General features: G+C 73.1%; 13 protein-coding genes and 1 pseudogene. 13 read left to right on the top strand and 1 reads right to left on the bottom strand.

Annotated features, from left to right (window positions below; translation table 11 throughout):
* Window positions 1–48: 48 nt before the first annotated feature.
* The 8 genes from ACWD01_RS09490 to ACWD01_RS09455 all read left to right on the top strand — a co-directional run bounded on the left by ACWD01_RS09490 (window position 49) and on the right by ACWD01_RS09455 (window position 8,584).
* A complete protein-coding gene (locus tag ACWD01_RS09490; protein WP_451159800.1) occupies window positions 49–1,158 on the top strand; it encodes a quinone-dependent dihydroorotate dehydrogenase in 1,110 nt (369 codons plus the stop codon).
* Window positions 1,155–1,997 (top strand): orotidine-5'-phosphate decarboxylase, encoded by an 843-nt coding sequence (pyrF, locus tag ACWD01_RS09485; RefSeq protein WP_451159798.1) that lies wholly within the window; start codon window positions 1,155–1,157, stop codon window positions 1,995–1,997. The genes ACWD01_RS09490 and pyrF overlap by 4 nt, the downstream gene beginning before the upstream one ends.
* 300 nt (window positions 1,998–2,297) lie before the next feature.
* Entirely contained in the window at window positions 2,298–2,621 is a 324-nt protein-coding gene (locus ACWD01_RS09480; protein ID WP_005319887.1) for an integration host factor, read from the top strand.
* 38 nt (window positions 2,622–2,659) lie between these two features.
* A complete protein-coding gene (gene gmk / locus ACWD01_RS09475; protein ID WP_451159796.1) occupies window positions 2,660–3,223 on the top strand; it encodes a guanylate kinase in 564 nt (187 codons plus the stop codon).
* 41 nt (window positions 3,224–3,264) lie between these two features.
* Window positions 3,265–3,537: a DNA-directed RNA polymerase subunit omega gene (gene rpoZ / locus ACWD01_RS09470; protein WP_005319902.1), complete on the top strand. Its 273-nt coding sequence runs from the start codon at window positions 3,265–3,267 to the stop codon at window positions 3,535–3,537.
* Between the two features lie 104 nt (window positions 3,538–3,641).
* Complete coding sequence (gene coaBC, locus ACWD01_RS09465) at window positions 3,642–4,868, top strand: bifunctional phosphopantothenoylcysteine decarboxylase/phosphopantothenate--cysteine ligase CoaBC (protein ID WP_451159793.1); 1,227 nt, start codon at window positions 3,642–3,644, stop codon at window positions 4,866–4,868.
* Between the two features lie 259 nt (window positions 4,869–5,127).
* Entirely contained in the window at window positions 5,128–6,336 is a 1,209-nt protein-coding gene (gene metK, locus ACWD01_RS09460; RefSeq protein WP_451159791.1) for a methionine adenosyltransferase, read from the top strand.
* 124 nt (window positions 6,337–6,460) lie between these two features.
* Window positions 6,461–8,584, top strand: coding sequence for a primosomal protein N' (locus ACWD01_RS09455; RefSeq protein WP_451159789.1), 2,124 nt, complete (start codon window positions 6,461–6,463; stop codon window positions 8,582–8,584).
* A 781-nt stretch (window positions 8,585–9,365) separates the two neighbouring features.
* On the opposite strand, the gene ACWD01_RS09450 is transcribed toward ACWD01_RS09455, so the two are convergent.
* Window positions 9,366–9,872: a hypothetical protein gene (locus ACWD01_RS09450; protein WP_451159787.1), complete on the bottom strand. Its 507-nt coding sequence runs from the start codon at window positions 9,870–9,872 to the stop codon at window positions 9,366–9,368.
* A gap of 198 nt (window positions 9,873–10,070) precedes the next feature.
* Between ACWD01_RS09450 and fmt the strand changes: the two genes are divergently transcribed.
* The 5 genes and pseudogenes from fmt (at window position 10,071) to ACWD01_RS09425 (ending at window position 16,179) form a co-directional block, all read left to right on the top strand.
* Complete coding sequence (gene fmt, locus ACWD01_RS09445) at window positions 10,071–11,015, top strand: methionyl-tRNA formyltransferase (RefSeq protein WP_451159785.1); 945 nt, start codon at window positions 10,071–10,073, stop codon at window positions 11,013–11,015.
* Window positions 11,016–11,047: 32 nt separating this feature from the next.
* On the top strand, window positions 11,048–12,481 hold the full coding sequence (locus ACWD01_RS09440) for an RsmB/NOP family class I SAM-dependent RNA methyltransferase (protein ID WP_451159783.1): 1,434 nt from the start codon (window positions 11,048–11,050) through the stop codon (window positions 12,479–12,481).
* A gap of 214 nt (window positions 12,482–12,695) precedes the next feature.
* Window positions 12,696–13,382 (top strand): ribulose-phosphate 3-epimerase, encoded by a 687-nt coding sequence (gene rpe, locus ACWD01_RS09435; protein ID WP_451159781.1) that lies wholly within the window; start codon window positions 12,696–12,698, stop codon window positions 13,380–13,382.
* A gap of 113 nt (window positions 13,383–13,495) precedes the next feature.
* A pseudogene (locus ACWD01_RS09430) lies at window positions 13,496–14,561 on the top strand (sugar-binding transcriptional regulator).
* Between the two features lie 175 nt (window positions 14,562–14,736).
* On the top strand, window positions 14,737–16,179 hold the full coding sequence (locus ACWD01_RS09425) for a GuaB1 family IMP dehydrogenase-related protein (RefSeq protein WP_451159779.1): 1,443 nt from the start codon (window positions 14,737–14,739) through the stop codon (window positions 16,177–16,179).
* The last annotated feature ends 104 nt before the right edge of the window (window positions 16,180–16,283 follow it).

Below are 16,283 nucleotides of genomic sequence, written 5' to 3'. Positions count from 1 at the left end.
AGGGGGACACCGGAAACGGTGTCCCCCTCCTCATGAGGACACCACTTCATGTACAAGCTCTTCTTCAATCTGGTCTTCAAGCGGATGGACCCGGAGCAGGCGCACCACCTCGCCTTCCGCTGGATCCGGCTCGCGGTCCGCGTCCCCGTGCTGCGCACCTTCGTCGCCGCCGCGCTCGCCCCCCGGTACAAGGAGCTGCGCACCGAGGCGTTCGGCCTGCGGATGCACGGCCCGTTCGGGCTCGCGGCCGGCTTCGACAAGAACGCCGTCGCCGTCGACGGCATGTCCATGCTCGGCTTCGACCACGTCGAGATCGGCACGGTCACCGCGCGGCCCCAGCCGGGCAACCCCAAGAAGCGCCTCTTCCGGCTCGTCCCCGACCGCGCGCTGATCAACCGGATGGGCTTCAACAACGAGGGCTCGGCCGCCGTCGCCGAACGACTCGCGGCCCGCCGGGAGATCTTCCGCACCGTCGTCGGCGTCAACATCGGCAAGACCAAGGTCGTCCCGGAGGAGGAAGCGGTCGTCGACTACGTCACCTCGACCGAGCGACTGGCCGCCCACGCCGACTACCTCGTCGTCAACGTCTCCTCGCCCAACACCCCCGGACTGCGCAACCTCCAGGCCACCGAGTCGCTGCGCCCCCTGCTGACCGCCGTACGCGAGGCCGCCGACCGCACGGTCACGGACCGGCGCGTCCCGCTGCTGGTCAAGATCGCACCCGACCTCGCGGACGAGGACGTCGACGCCGTCGCCGACCTCGCCCTGGAGCTGGGCCTCGACGGCATCATCGCCACCAACACCACGATCGCGCGGGAGGGCCTCGGCCTGAAGTCCCCGGCCGCGCTGGTGAAGGAGACCGGCGGCCTGTCCGGCGCACCCGTCAAGCAGCGCTCCCTGGAGGTCCTGCGCCGCCTGTACGCCCGCGTCGGCGACCGGATCACCCTCGTCGGCGTCGGCGGCGTCGAGACCGCGGAGGACGCCTGGCAGCGCATTCTCGCCGGCGCCACCCTCGTCCAGGGCTACAGCGCCTTCGTCTACGAGGGCCCCTGCTACGCCCGCGCCATCCACAAGGGCCTCGCCGCGCGCCTCGCGGCCAGCCCGTACGCCACCCTCGCCGAGGCCGTCGGCGCCGAGACGCGAAAGGCCAGCGCATGACCCTCCCGGAGACCTTCGGCGCACGGCTGCGCCACGCCATGGACACCCGTGGCCCGCTGTGCGTCGGCATCGACCCGCACGCCTCGCTGCTCACCGCGTGGGGCCTGAACGACGACGTGGCCGGTCTCGAGCGGTTCACCCGCACGACCGTCGAGGCGCTGGCCGACCGGGTCGCCGTGCTCAAGCCGCAGTCCGCGTTCTTCGAGCGCTTCGGCTCGCGCGGCATCGCCGTGCTGGAGAAGGCCGTGGAAGAGGCGCGCGCGGCCGGCGCCCTGGTGCTGATGGACGCCAAGCGGGGTGACATCGGCTCGACCATGGGCGCGTACGCGGAGACGTATCTGCGCAAGGACTCCCCGCTCTTCTCCGACGCGGTCACCGTCTCCCCGTACCTGGGCTTCGGCTCCCTGCGGCCCGCGCTCGACCAGGCCGTGCTGAGCGGCTGCGGCGTCTTCGTCCTCGCCCTGACCTCCAACCCGGAGGGCGCGGAGGTCCAGCGCTCCACCGCGGCCGGCGGCAAATCGCTGGCGCAGGTGATGCTCGACCACATGGCCGCGGAGAACGCCGGCGCGCAGCCGCTCGGCTCGGTCGGCGCGGTCGTGGGCGCGACGCTCGGCGACACCGGGGCCGACCTCGCCATCAACGGCCCGCTGCTCGCCCCCGGCATCGGGGCGCAGGGCGCGACACCGGCCGACCTCCCGCGGGTCTTCGGCGCGGCGGTGCGCAACGTGGTGCCGAGCGTGAGCCGCGGCGTCCTGAAGCACGGACCGGACGCGGCGGGGCTGCGGTCGGCGGCGGAGCGGTTCGCCGACGAGGTCCGCGCGGCGGTCGCGGACGCGTAGCGGCTGCCGGGAAGGGGTGCGGGGCGGCCCGGGGAGGGGTGGCGGGACCTCATCGGAGGGGGTCTTGACATTTTCTTCACGCAAAACTCGGTCGGTTTGCCCGGAATGTCCTGGTCGGTCGATGCTGACCAGGACTTTTCGTCTGTTCTCGCTGACTGGAGCGGTGATGGCCGCTAGTCTCCGTCGAAGAGAGAACGTGCAGGGCAGACGCACTGCGTTGCTCGTTGCTCGCCTGGTGTGGGGCGACTAGGTTCCTCACCGGTCCGTATCCGACAGTTCGACATCCGAGGTGACGTAGGCGTGGCTCTTCCGCCCCTTACCCCTGAACAGCGCGCAGCCGCGCTCGAAAAGGCCGCCGCGGCTCGCCGGGAGCGGGCCGAGGTCAAGAATCGACTCAAGCACTCCGGCGCCTCGCTCCACGAGGTCATCAAGCAGGGCCAGGAGAACGACGTCATCGGCAAGATGAAGGTCTCCGCCCTCCTCGAGTCCCTCCCGGGCGTGGGCAAGGTCCGCGCCAAGCAGATCATGGAGAGGCTCGGCATCTCAGAGAGCCGCCGGGTGCGAGGTCTCGGCTCCAACCAGATCGCCTCCCTGGAGCGCGAGTTCGGCGGTGGCGCCGCCTGACGTTCCCGGGCACTCCCGAGAACCTGGATAATCGCTGCATGGCAGCAGAAGTACGTCCGCGGCTGACCGTGCTCTCCGGCCCCTCAGGGGTCGGCAAGAGCACGGTCGTCGCTCATATGCGCAAGGTCCACCCCGACGTCTGGCTCTCGGTGTCGGCGACCACCCGGAAGCCGCGGCCCGGCGAGAAGCACGGTGTCCAGTATTTCTTCGTCAGCGACGAGGAGTTCGACAAGCTGGTCGCGGGCGACGAGCTGCTGGAGTGGGCCGAGTTCGCGGGCAATCGCTACGGCACGCCCCGCCGCGCGGTCGTCGACCGCATCGAGGCGGGCGAGCCCGTACTGCTGGAGATCGACCTCCAGGGCGCCCGGCAGGTCAAGGAGTCCATGCCGGAGTCCCAGCTGGTCTTCCTGGCCCCGCCGAGCTGGGAGGAACTGGTCCGCCGCCTCACCGGCCGCGGCACCGAGTCCCCCGAGGTCATCGAGCGCCGGCTGACGGTCGCCCGGGTCGAGCTGGCGGCCGAGTCCGAGTTCGACACCACCCTGGTCAACACCTCCGTCGAGGACGTGGCGCGTGAGCTGCTAGCCTTGATGGCAGTTGTTTGATCTTTTGTCCGATCTTTCTGCAATTCTTCGGAAGGCATAGCGTGTCCTCTTCCATCACCGCGCCCGAGGGCATCATCAACCCTCCGATCGACGAGCTGCTCGAGGCGACCGACTCGAAGTACAGCCTCGTGATCTACGCCGCCAAGCGCGCGCGTCAGATCAACGCGTACTACTCGCAGCTCGGTGAGGGCCTGCTCGAGTACGTCGGGCCCCTCGTGGACACCCACGTCCACGAGAAGCCGCTCTCGATCGCCCTGCGTGAGATCAACGCCGGTCTGCTGACCTCCGAGGCCATCGAGGGCCCGGCCCAGTAGTCGCGAGAAGTCCTTCACCCCAGGCCCGGCGCAGCAGCTGCCGGGCCTGTGGTGTGTCATGAAGTGGTGTGTCGTGAAGGGGTGGCCGAGTGCGGGGAGACGCAGTGGATCAGACAGTGGGCCGGGCGGCGGACCGGCCGAAGGTCGTTCTCGGGGTCAGTGGCGGCATCGCCGCCTACAAGGCGTGCGAACTGCTGCGCAGACTGACCGAGTCCGGCCATGACGTCCGGGTCGTGCCGACCGCGTCGGCCCTGAACTTCGTCGGCGCGGCGACCTGGTCGGCCCTCTCCGGCCACCCCGTCTCCACCGAGGTGTGGTCCGACGTCCACGAGGTCCCGCACGTACGCATCGGCCAGCACGCCGACCTCGTCGTCGTCGCCCCCGCCACCGCCGACCTGCTCGCCAAGGCCGCCCACGGCCTCGCCGACGACCTGCTGACCAACACCCTGCTCACCGCCCGCTGCCCGGTCGTCTTCGCCCCGGCGATGCACACCGAGATGTGGGAGCACCCCGCCACCCAGGAGAACGTCGCCACGCTGCGCCGCCGCGGGGCCGTCGTCGTCGAACCCGCCGTCGGCCGGCTCACCGGCGCCGACACCGGCAAGGGCCGGCTGCCGGACCCGGACGAGATCTTCGAGATCTGCCGGCGGGTCCTCGCCCGCGGCGTCCTCGCCCCCGACCTGGCCGGCCGCCATGTCGTCGTCAGCGCTGGCGGCACCCGCGAACCTCTCGACCCGGTCCGCTACCTGGGCAACCGCTCCTCCGGCAAGCAGGGCTACGCACTGGCGCGCACGGCGGCCGCCCGCGGCGCCCGCGTCACCCTGGTCGAGGCGAACACCGGGATGCCGGACCCGGCAGGCGTCGACGTCGTCCACGTCGGCACCGCCGTACAGCTCCGTGAGGCCGTGCTCAAGGCCGCCGCGGACGCCGACGCCGTCGTCATGGCGGCCGCCGTCGCGGACTTCCGCCCCGCCGAGTACGCCACCGGCAAGATCAAGAAGAAGGACGGCGTCGAGGCGCCGGCCGTCACCCTGGTCCGCAATCCCGACATCCTCGCCGAGATCTCGGCGGAACGGGCGCGCGCCGGCCAGGTGATCGTCGGCTTCGCCGCGGAGACCGACGACGTGCTCGCAGGCGGCCGCGACAAACTGCGCCGCAAGGGCTGCGACCTGCTCGTCGTCAACGAGGTGGGGGAGCGCAAGACCTTCGGCTCCGCGGAGAACGAGGCCGTCGTGCTGGCCGCCGACGGCGGCGAGACCCAGGTGCCGCACGGCCCCAAGGAAGCGCTCGCCGACATCGTCTGGGACCTGGTCGCACCGCGGCTGCCCTGAGCAGCCCGCCCGGAGCGGGTTTCCCGCGGTCGACGGCCCGGCCGCGGGAAACCGGCGAAATATGACGGGTACCCGGCCTCACCCGCTATCGTCGTACCGACCACGGCCTTGATCCCAGGTCAGCGGACTCCCAGCCTGCGAGACGGGTTGTCCGCTGCCGGAGTCCGACCGATAAACTGGTCGCGGAACGTCGCGGGGCGCAGCCCCCTGCCGGTCCGCCAATGATCAGCCAGCAGCCGCTGCAACCCCAGGGAGCGATGTGTCCCGCCGTCTCTTCACCTCGGAGTCCGTGACCGAGGGTCACCCCGACAAGATCGCCGATCAGATCAGCGACACCATTCTCGACGCCCTTCTGCGGGAGGACCCGACGTCCCGGGTAGCCGTGGAGACCTTGATCACCACCGGCCTGGTGCACGTCGCCGGTGAAGTGACCACCAAGGCGTACGCCGACATTCCCACGCTCGTGCGGAACAAGATCCTCGAGATCGGCTACGACTCCTCGAAGAAGGGCTTCGACGGCGCCTCCTGTGGCGTCTCCGTCTCCATCGGCGCCCAGTCGCCGGACATCGCGCAGGGCGTCGACACCGCCTACGAGAAGCGGGTCGAGGGCGACGAGGACGAGCTCGACAAGCAGGGCGCCGGCGACCAGGGCCTGATGTTCGGGTACGCGTGCGACGAGACGCCCGAGCTGATGCCGCTGCCGATCAACCTCGCGCACCGGCTCTCCCGCCGGCTGTCCGAGGTCCGCAAGAACGGGACCATCCCCTACCTGCGCCCGGACGGCAAGACGCAGGTCACCATCGAGTACGACGGCGACAAGGCCGTCCGCCTCGACACCGTGGTCGTCTCCTCGCAGCACGCCTCGGACATCGACCTCGACTCGCTGCTCGCGCCCGACATCCGCGAGTTCGTCGTCGAGCACGTGCTCAAGCAGCTCGTCGAGGACGGCATCAAGCTGGACACCGACGGCTACCGCCTCCTGGTGAACCCGACCGGCCGCTTCGAGATCGGCGGCCCCATGGGCGACGCCGGGCTGACCGGCCGCAAGATCATCATCGACACCTACGGCGGCATGGCCCGCCACGGCGGCGGCGCGTTCTCCGGCAAGGACCCGTCCAAGGTCGACCGCTCCGCCGCGTACGCGATGCGCTGGGTCGCCAAGAACGTGGTGGCCGCCGGTCTCGCCGCGCGCTGCGAGGTCCAGGTCGCGTACGCGATCGGCAAGGCCGAGCCGGTGGGCCTGTTCGTCGAGACCTTCGGCACCGCGACCGTCGAGGTCGAGAAGATCGAGCAGGCCATCGCCCAGGTCTTCGACCTGCGCCCGGCCGCGATCATCCGCGACCTCGACCTGCTGCGCCCGATCTACGCCCAGACCGCGGCGTACGGCCACTTCGGCCGCGAGCTCCCCGACTTCACCTGGGAGCGCACCGACCGCGTCGACGCGCTGCGCGCGGCGGCGGGCAACTAGTCCGCACGGCAAACACACATCGCTCAGGGCCCCGGACCGGTATCGGTCCGGGGCCCTGGTGTCGGCGGGCAGGGACGTACCACCGGCGGGCGGCGTTGTCAGTGGTCTCTGGCAGGATCTTTCTGTGAGCAGCGAAGACAGGCAGCCCTCGGAGCCCGCAGGTGACGGGCCGGAGCAGCTTGCGCTCATCCGCGAGAGCGTCCGCAGGGCGAAGGTGCCCAAGGCCAAGCCGCGTACCTGGCGCGGGGCCGCGCTCGCCAAGGAGCTCCCCGTCGCACGGGTCATGGTCAACAAGGGCGTCCTCCACCTCGACCAGTTCTTCGACTACGCCGTCCCGGAGGAGCTCGACGCCGACGCCCGCCCCGGGGTGCGGGTGCGGGTGCGCTTCGGCGCCGGGGGGCACCGGGTCCGCGACGGGCGCCGCGAGGGCGGCGGACTCGTCGACGGCTTCCTCATCGAGCGCCGCGCCGAGTCCGACTACTCGGGCGCGCTCGCCGCGCTCGCCTACGTCGTGTCCCCGGAGCCGGTGCTCAGCCCGGAGATCCTCGGCCTCGCCCGCGCCGTCGCCGACCGCTACGCGGGCAGCCTCGCCGACGTGCTCCAGCTCGCCGTCCCGCCCAGGAACGGCCGCGCAGAGGCCAAACCCTCGCCCGAGCCCCTGCCACCGCCCCCGGCGCCCGACCCCGGCACCTGGGCGCGGTACGGGCGGGGCCCCGCCTTCATCGAATCACTTGCGGCCGGCGGCGCGCCGCGTGCCGTGTGGACCGCGCTGCCCGGGCCGCACTGGCCCGACGAACTGGCCCGCGCCGTCGCCGCCACCCTCGCCTCCGGGCGCGGCGCGGTCGTCGTCGTCCCCGACGGGCGGCGCGCCGCCCGGGTCGACGCCGCGCTCACCGCGCTGCTCGGCGATGGACACCACGCCCTGCTGACCGCCGAGTCCGGGCCCGAGAAGCGGTACCGCCAGTGGCTCGCCGTGCGCCGGGGATCAGTCCGCGCGGTCGTCGGCACGAGAGCCGCGATGTTCGCGCCCGTGCGGGACCCGGGGCTCGTCGTCGTCTGGGACGACGGCGACTCCAGCCACAGCGACGACAACGCGCCCTTCCCGCACGTCCGCGAGGTCCTCGAACTGCGGGCCACCCACGACAGATGCGCGTTCCTGCTCGGCAGCACCAGCTGCACCGTCGAGGCCGCCCAGCTCGTCGAGAGCGGCTGGGCGGCGCCTCTCGTCGCCGACCGCGCCCAGGTCCGGGACGCCGCACCCCTGGTCCGCACCGTCGGCGACCACGACCTGGCCCGCGACGAGGCCGCCCGCGCCGCGCGCCTGCCCAGCATCGCCTGGCAGGCCGTCCGTGACGGGCTCGCGCACGGCCCCGTGCTCGTACAGGTCCCGCGGCGTGGCTACGCCCCCCGGCTCGCCTGCGAGCGCTGCCGCACGCCCGCCCGCTGCCGCCAGTGCGCCGGCCCGCTCGAAGCACCCGACGAACACGCCCTCCGGTGCGGCTGGTGCGGCCGCGACGAACCCGCCTGGCACTGCGCCGCCTGCGGGTCCACCCGGCTGCGCGCCCAGATCGTGGGCGCCCGGCGCACCGCCGAGGAACTCGGCCGCGCGTTCCCCGCCGTGCCCGTACGCACCTCCGGGCGCGACCACATCCTCGACTCCGTGCCCGCGCGGCCCGCGCTCGTCGTCTCCACGCCCGGCGCCGAGCCCGTCGCCGACGGCGGATACGCGGCCGCCCTCCTCCTCGACGGCTGGGCCATGCTCGGCCGGCCCGACCTGCGGGCCGGCGAGGAGGCGCTGCGCCGCTGGATCGCGGCGGGTGCGCTGGTGCGGCCGCAGACCGAGGGCGGCGTCGTGGTCGTCGTCGCCGAGCCGACGCTCCGTCCCGTCCAGGCGCTCGTGCGCTGGGACCCGGTCGGGCACGCCCTGCGCGAACTCGCCGAGCGCGCCGAGCTCGGCTTCCCGCCGGTATCCCGGATGGCGGAGGTGACGGGGCGGGCCTCCACCGTGACCGCCTTCCTGGCGGGCGCGGAGCTTCCGGAGGAGGCGGAGGTACTGGGGCCGGTGGCCCTGCCGGTGCGGGCGGGCCGGCCGCCGGCGGGCGAGCCGGTGGAGCGGGCATTGGTCCGCGTGCCCCCGGGCAAGGGCGCGGCCCTGGCCACCGCGCTCAAGTCGGCCCAGGCCACCCGCCTGGCGCGGGGCGGCCCGGACCAGATCCGCCTCCGCATCGACCCCCCGGACATCGGCTGACCCTCCCGTCTTCCGGCCGTGCCCCGGGGGCGTGGCGTCCCGTGGGCTTGACCGGTCGGGCTTGCTTCCCCGTGGGGCGCCGGCGGTGGCCGGGTCTATGGGTGCGGCGCCCCTGTGGGGGCGCTGTCCGGTGGTGGGTGCGGAGGCCCCGCCCCCCTCCCGCCGTCCCGGCCGGTGGCCGCCCCACCGGCCAGTGGCACAGTGCCGCCGGGGTTGGTGCGAGCCGGCGACTGCCCGCCCGGGCAGCAGCGTTGTCCCCACCACCGAGGGAGTGGAGCGCCGGTGTGGGGCCGTCGGGTCGGGGCGGCTGTCCCCGCGTCCCTTCGGGTTCGGGGCCCGCACGGCTGCTGCCCACCCCGGGCGCGACCCCTCGGGTCTCGGGCGGAGGCCCGGTACACGGCCCGTACGGGGGTTGCCCCCTGTCGGGGTCTGGGGCGGAGCCCCGGTTTCGGGAGCGGAGGGGCGGGCGGGGGACGTCTCGCCCGCACGTGCCCACCGGCCGGAGCGAAACGGCCGGCCCCGGGCAGGGGTCGCGCAGGGGGTCGTGTCCGGGACGTAAAGCGTCGCAGCTCGCGCGGAGCGCGGTGAGGACAGCAGTCCCGGACACGACCGCCGGAGCGGCACCCGGACACCGAACGACCGGGCCCGGGCCCCACCCGAGGAACGCAACCAGGGCCGGGCCCCGCCCGGGAAACGTGTCCGGGCGGGGCCCGGCCCACGGGCCCGGACCCGGGTGCGCTCAGGAGCGTGGGACCCGGTCGGCCGCCCGCTCGAGGGCCCGTCAGCCGTTGCGGGGGCCCGGGAACGCGCCCGGGCGGGACTCCGTCGGCTGGGGTGGCATCGAACGCGCCGCCGGCACCGCGGCCAGACCGGGCGGCGGGAGCGTGCGGGTCGCGGCGGGCGCCTCCGCCTCCGTGGCGGACGCGGCTGAAGCGGCGGCCTGCCGACGCGACCCGTACCGGCGGTGCACCGCCTGCTTGGTGACCCCGAGCGCCGAGCCGACCGCGTCCCAGGAGAAGCCGAGGGAGCGGTCGAAGTCCACGGCCGCGGTCACGAGCGTTTCGACGCTGTCCCGCAGCTCCTGCGCGAGGCGGACGGTCGGGGCGGGGGCCCTGCCGTAGACGACGAACCCCGTGGAGGGGCCGGAGCGGCGTGGGCGGTAGACGTTCCCCAGCTGGGCGGTGAGCGTGCGCAACGCGTCCACCTGCCGGCGGACCCGCTCGATGTCCCGCACCAACAGGTGCAGACTGGCCCGGGCTTGGGCGTCGTGGGTTGCGTGGTCGGCCATTGACAAGCCTCTCGAACCGGCGATTAAAAGGGTCAATCTCTCTTGACCAACGCGTCGGCGGCCGGTCTGGTCACGCTTCGGGGCGTATTGCCTGTGCGCGGGGCGCACGGTCTCCCGTACGCCCCCTGCCGCCGGGGCTCATAGACTGGTGTGCTGCTCGTCACCGCACGCACCAGCCTGAGAGGCAGTCAGCCACCGATGAAGCTCGTCTTCGCAGGTACACCCGAGGTCGCCGTCCCCGCCCTGGACGCTCTGATCGCCTCCGACCGGCACGAGGTCGCCGCGGTCGTCACCCGGCCCGACGCGCCCGCGGGCCGCGGCCGGCGGCTGGTCGCCAGCCCGGTCGCCCAGCGCGCGGAGGACGCCGGGATCGAGGTGCTGAAGCCGGCGAAGCCGCGGGACGAGGAGTTCCTGGCCCGGCTGCGCGAGATCGCTCCCGACTGCTGCCCGGTCGTCGCCTACGGCGCGCTGCTGCCGAAGGTGGCGCTGGACGTGCCGGCGCGGGGCTGGGTGAATCTGCACTTCTCGCTGCTGCCGGCCTGGCGCGGCGCCGCCCCCGTGCAGCACGCGATCCTGGCCGGGGACGAGATGACCGGCGCCTCCACGTTCCTGATCGAGGAGGGACTGGACTCCGGCCCGGTCTACGGCGTGGTCACGGAACCCGTCCGCCCGACGGACACCAGCGGCGACCTGCTGACCCGGCTGGCGTTCGCCGGCGCCGGGCTGCTCGCGGCGACCATGGACGGCATCGAGGACGGCACGCTGCACGCCGTACCGCAGCCGGCCGACGGCGTCACGCTCGCGCCGAAGATCAACGTTGAGGACGCCCACGTCGACTGGTCCGCCCCCGCGCTCCGCGTCGACCGGGTCGTCCGGGGCTGCACACCGGCGCCGGGCGCCTGGACCGTCTTCCGCGGGGAGCGGCTCAAGCTCGTCCAGGTCGGTCTGCTGCCGGACCGCAAGGACCTCGCGCCCGGCGAGCTCGACGCGGGCAAGAACCATGTCCATGTCGGCACCGGGTCGCACGCCGTGGAGCTCGTCTGGGTGCAGCCGCAGGGCAAGAAGCCGATGCGCGCGGCCGACTGGGCGCGCGGTGTGCGGATCGCCCCTGGCGAGAGCGTCGGCGCACCGGTCGTAGGCTGAGAGGGATCAGTCCTTCGAACGCGGAGCACCTTGTGAGTGAGCAGTCCCGTCAGCGTCCCCCCAAGCAGCACCGGCGCCCCAAGAAGGATCCCGTGCGGATCCTCGCCTTCGAGGTGCTGAGGGCCGTCGACGAGAGGGACGCGTACGCCAACCTCGTCCTGCCGCCGCTGCTGCGGAAGGCGCGGGAGAAGGAGGGCTTCGACGCGCGGGACGCGGCGCTGGCCACGGAGCTGGTGTACGGGACGCTGCGCCGCCAGGGCACCTATGACGCGATCATCGCGACCTGCATCGACCGGCCGCTGCGCGAGGTCGACCCGCCCGTGCTGGACGTCCTCGCGCTCGGCGCCCACCAGCTGCTGGGCACCCGCATCCCGACCCACGCCGCGGTCTCCGCGAGCGTGGAGCTGGCGCGGGTGGTGCTCGGCGACGGGCGCGCGAAGTTCGTGAACGCCGTGCTCCGCAAGATCTCGCAGGACGATCTGGACGCCTGGCTGGAGCGGGTCGCCCCGCCGTACGACGAGGACGCCGAGGACCATCTCGCGGTCGTCCACTCGCACCCCCGGTGGGTCGTCTCGGCGCTGTGGGACTCGCTCGGCGGAGGCCGCGCGGGCATCGAGGACCTGCTGGAGGCCGACAACGAGAGGCCGGAGGTCACGCTGGTCGCCCGGCCCGGGCGGTCGACCCCCGACGAGCTGCTCGACGTGCTCGGCGAGGACTCCGGCCTGCCCGGCCGCTGGTCCCCGTACGCCGTGCGGCTGGCCGAGGGCGGCGAGCCGGGCGCCATCGCGGCCGTACGGGACGGTCGGGCGGGCGTCCAGGACGAGGGCAGCCAGCTCGTGGCGATCGCCCTGGCGAACGCGCCGCTGGAGGGCCGTGACGAGCGTTGGCTCGACGGGTGCGCCGGTCCGGGCGGCAAGGCGGCGCTTCTCGGCGCGCTCGCCGCGGGCCGCGGCGCCTCGCTGCTGGCCTCGGAGAAGCAGCCGCACCGGGCGAGGCTGGTCGAGCGGGCGCTCGCCGGCAATCCGGGCCCGTACCAGGTGATCGCGGCCGACGGCACGCGCCCGCCGTGGCGCGAGGGCTCCTTCGACCGGGTGCTCGTCGACGTCCCGTGCACGGGTCTGGGCGCGCTCCGCCGGCGTCCGGAGGCCCGCTGGCGCCGGCGTCCGGAGGACCTGGACGGCTTCGCCCCGCTCCAGCGGGAGCTGCTGCGGGAGGCGCTGAAGGCCGTCCGGGTGGGCGGCGTGGTCGGCTACGCGACCTGCTCCCCGCACCTGGCGGAGACCCGCGTCGTCGTGGACGACGTGCTCCGTGGCCGCGGCGGCCCCGCGGCCGAGGCTGAGCTGCTGGACGCCCGCCCGCTGATGCCCGGCGTCCCGGCGCTCGGCGACGGCCCAGACGTACAGCTGTGGCCGCATCTGCACGGCACGGACGCCATGTATCTGGCACTTCTGCGCCGCACCGGCTGAGGCCAGGGGGCGCGGCGGGCCCGCGGAGGCCGCGCCGCCGGTCAACCGCCGCCGTCAACCGCCGGCGGCGGTTTCGGTTCGGTCGCCAGATCGCGGAGGCCGGGAGCGAAATCGCCGGGATTGGGGTGGCCTGGTGTGGTCCGGTCCTCGCTTGGTCCGGACCGATTGCGGTCCCGGCTCCGGGAAGCGGCCGAGGGCATGGCAGTCTTGGCGCATGGCCGTTCAGATCAATCCCAGCATTCTCTCCGCGGACTTCTCCCGCCTGGCGGAAGAGGCCAAGGCCGTCGAGGGCGCCGACTGGCTGCACGTCGACGTGATGGACAACCACTTCGTGCCCAATCTGACGCTGGGCGTGCCGGTGGTCGAGTCGCTCGCCAAAGCGACGGACACCCCGCTGGACTGCCATCTGATGATCGAGGACCCGGACCGCTGGGCCCCTCAGTACGTCGAGGCCGGGGCGGGATCGGTCACGTTCCACGTCGAGGCCGCCGCCGCTCCCGTACGGCTGGCGCGGGAGATCCGGGCCAAGGGCGCGCGGGCCTCGATGGCGCTCAAGCCCGCGACGCCGATCGAGCCGTACGAGGACCTGCTGCCGGAGCTCGACATGCTCCTGATCATGACGGTGGAGCCCGGCTTCGGCGGTCAGGCGTTCCTCGACATCATGCTGCCGAAGATCCGCCGCACCCGTGAGCTCGTCTCCAAGCACGGCCTTCAGCTCTGGCTGCAGGTCGACGGCGGGGTGTCGGCGTCGACCATCGAGCGGTGCGCGGAGGCCGGCGCCGATGTGTTCGTGGCCGGCTCCGCGGTCTACGGGGCCGAGGATCCCGCCGCGGCGGTGCGGCAGCTGCGTGACCGGGCGGCCGCGGTGACCGCCGCCGCGCCCTGGGCGTGCGCCCACTGAGGGCGGCGGTGCTTGTTCAACGGATGTTGGCCCGGCAGGGCTGATCAGGAAGGGACGGATCTGACAGGATGGCAGATCCGGAGTGTGTGCAGCGATAGGCAAGTGTGTACGGCATGAACAGCAGTGGAGGAGATCGCGGTGTCTGCTAGGTCGGCGGGACGATCTGCCCTGCGGATGGGACCCGCCGAGCTTGTGCAGGCGGCGGCCATGGCCCGTCGCTTCTACCTCGAGGGCAAGTCCAAGATCCAGATCGCTGAGGAGTTCGGCGTCAGCCGTTTCAAGGTCGCGAGGGTCCTGGAGACGGCGCTCGAACGCGATCTCGTCCGGATCGAGATCCGCGTCCCCGCGGAGCTGGACGCGGAACGCTCCGACGCACTGCGCGCCCACTACGGTCTGCGGCACGCGGTCGTCGTCGAGTCCCCGGCAGAGGGATCGGACGAGTCGCCCGACCCGGAGAACCTGGGCGAGGTCGCCGCCGACCTGCTCGGGGAGCTCGTGGACGAGGGTGACGTACTGGGCCTGGCCTGGGGCCGCTCCACCATCCACATGGCGGCCGCCCTCGACCGGCTGCCGCCGTGCACCGTCGTCCAGCTCACCGGCGTGTACGACGCGGGCACCGCCGAGCGCGGCTCGGTGGAGGCGGTACGAAGAGCCGCCCAGGTCTCGGGCGGCGAGGCCCACCCCATCTACGCCCCGATGCTGCTGCCCGACCCCGCGACCGCGGCGGCCCTGCGCCACCAGACCGGCATCGCCCGGGCCTTCGAGTACTTCGACAAGGTCACCGTCGCCTGTGTCTCGATCGGCTCCTGGGAGCCCGGCATCTCCACCGTCCACGACATGCTCTCGGACGAGGAGCGCGCCCACTACGCCTCGCTCGGCGTGGCCGCGGAGATGTCCGCCCACCTCTTCGACGCCCACGGCCGCCGCGTCGGCCGCGACCTCGGCGAGCGCTGCATCACCGTCGAGGCCGACCGGCTCCGCCGCATCCCCGAGGTCGTCGCCATCGCGGGCGGCCCCCGCAAGGCCGACGCCATCGCCGCCGTGCTACGTTCCGGCCTGGTCACCAGCCTGGTGACGGACACGGCCGCCGCCGACCAGCTCCTCGCCGCGTCCCCGAACCCGCGCCCGGCCCTCGAGCGGGCCGACCCGGACGACCAGGGCATCGCGTCCGGCCGCTAGCCAGCGGCGCGCCGCCGGCGCGGGGCGTTTGTGTGATCGGACCAAGCCATCCCTGCTGACCTGGACGATTGTCCCGGCACGGTCAGAGGCGTCGGCATGGGAGAATGAAGTACGTGCGATTTCCTCCGGCCGCATCGTCGGGGGGCCGACTCCGATCGACTGGGATGTTAAGCACGTGCGTTTCCTCAATGACATCAAGCCGCCGTACGACCTCACGTACGACGATGTGTTCATGGTGCCGAGCCGCTCGGCCGTCGGCTCGCGGCAGGGCGTGGACCTCTCCTCCCCGGACGGGACCGGCACGACCGTGCCGCTGGTCGTGGCCAACATGACGGCCATCGCGGGCCGCCGGATGGCAGAGACCGTCGCCCGCCGCGGCGGCCTCGTCGTCATCCCCCAGGACATCCCGATCGAGGTCGTCACCGACGTCATCACCTGGGTGAAGAGCCGCCACCACGTGCTGGACACCCCGATCGTCCTCGAACCCCACCAGACCGTCGCCGACGCGCTGTCCCTGCTGTCGAAGCGGGCGCACGGCGCCGGCGTCGTCGTGGACGAGGAGCGCCGTCCCGTGGGCATCGTCACCGACCACGACCTGGCCGGGGTCGACCGCTTCACGCAGCTCTCCGAGGTCATGTCGAAGGACCTGCTGCTGCTCGACGCGGACATCGACCCCCGCGAGGCGTTCAACACCCTCGACGGCGCCAACCGGCGCTACGCCCCCGCCGTCGACGGCGAGGGCCGGCTGGCCGGCGTGCTCACCCGCAAGGGCGCGCTCCGCGCCACCCTCTACACGCCCGCCGTCGACGCCCGTGGCAGGCTGCGCATCGCCGCCGCCGTCGGCATCAACGGCGACGTCGCGGGCAAGGCCAAGCAGCTGCTCGACGCGGGCGTGGACACGCTCGTCGTCGACACGGCGCACGGCCACCAGGAGTCGATGATCAGCGCGGTCAGGGCCGTGCGCGCGCTCGACCCGCAGGTGCCGATCGTCGCGGGGAACATCGTCGCCGCCGAGGGCGTGCGCGACCTGATCGAGGCCGGCGCGGACATCGTCAAGGTCGGCGTGGGCCCCGGCGCCATGTGCACCACCCGCATGATGACCGGCGTCGGCCGGCCGCAGTTCTCCGCCGTCCTGGAGTGCGCCGCGGAGGCGAAGAAGTTCGGCAAGCACGTCTGGGCCGACGGCGGCGTCCGCCACCCGCGCGACGTGGCCATGGCGCTGGCCGCCGGCGCGTCCAACGTCATGATCGGCTCCTGGTTCGCCGGGACGTACGAGTCCCCCGGCGACCTCCAGCAGGCCCCCGACGGGCGGCTCTACAAGGAGTCCTTCGGCATGGCGTCCAAGCGCGCCGTGCGCAACCGGACCAGCGAGGAGTCCGCGTACGACCGGGCCCGCAAGGGTCTCTTCGAGGAGGGCATCTCGCACTCCCGGATGTTCCTCGACCCGACCCGGCCCGGCGTCGAGGACCTGATCGACTCGATCATCGCGGGCGTCCGCTCCTCGTGCACCTACGCCGGAGCGGGCTCCCTCGAGGAGTTCGCGGAGAAGGCGATCGTCGGCATCCAGAGCGCCGCCGGCTACGCGGAGGGCAAGCCCCTGCACGCCAGCTGGAACTGACCCCGCGTCACGTCGTCCGGCCCCTCGCACCCGTGGGGGCCGGACGTCGTTGTTTTCGGTCAACTGCGCTTTCCGCGCATGTGGCTGGGGAACCGGGGTAAGCG

The organism is Streptomyces sp. NPDC002835 (assembly GCF_053591995.1).
This window is presented reverse-complemented; position numbering and strand designations above follow the sequence as displayed.

Coding starts and splice junctions, on each gene's coding strand:
- ACWD01_RS09490 (WP_451159800.1), top strand. CDS start 49: ATGTACAAGCTCTTCTTCAATCTGGTCTTCAAGCGGATGGACCCGGAG.
- fmt (WP_451159785.1), top strand. CDS start 10,071: ATGAAGCTCGTCTTCGCAGGTACACCCGAGGTCGCCGTCCCCGCCCTG.
- gmk (WP_451159796.1), top strand. CDS start 2,660: ATGGCAGCAGAAGTACGTCCGCGGCTGACCGTGCTCTCCGGCCCCTCA.
- ACWD01_RS09450 (WP_451159787.1), bottom strand. CDS start 9,872: ATGGCCGACCACGCAACCCACGACGCCCAAGCCCGGGCCAGTCTGCAC.
- rpe (WP_451159781.1), top strand. CDS start 12,696: ATGGCCGTTCAGATCAATCCCAGCATTCTCTCCGCGGACTTCTCCCGC.
- pyrF (WP_451159798.1), top strand. CDS start 1,155: ATGACCCTCCCGGAGACCTTCGGCGCACGGCTGCGCCACGCCATGGAC.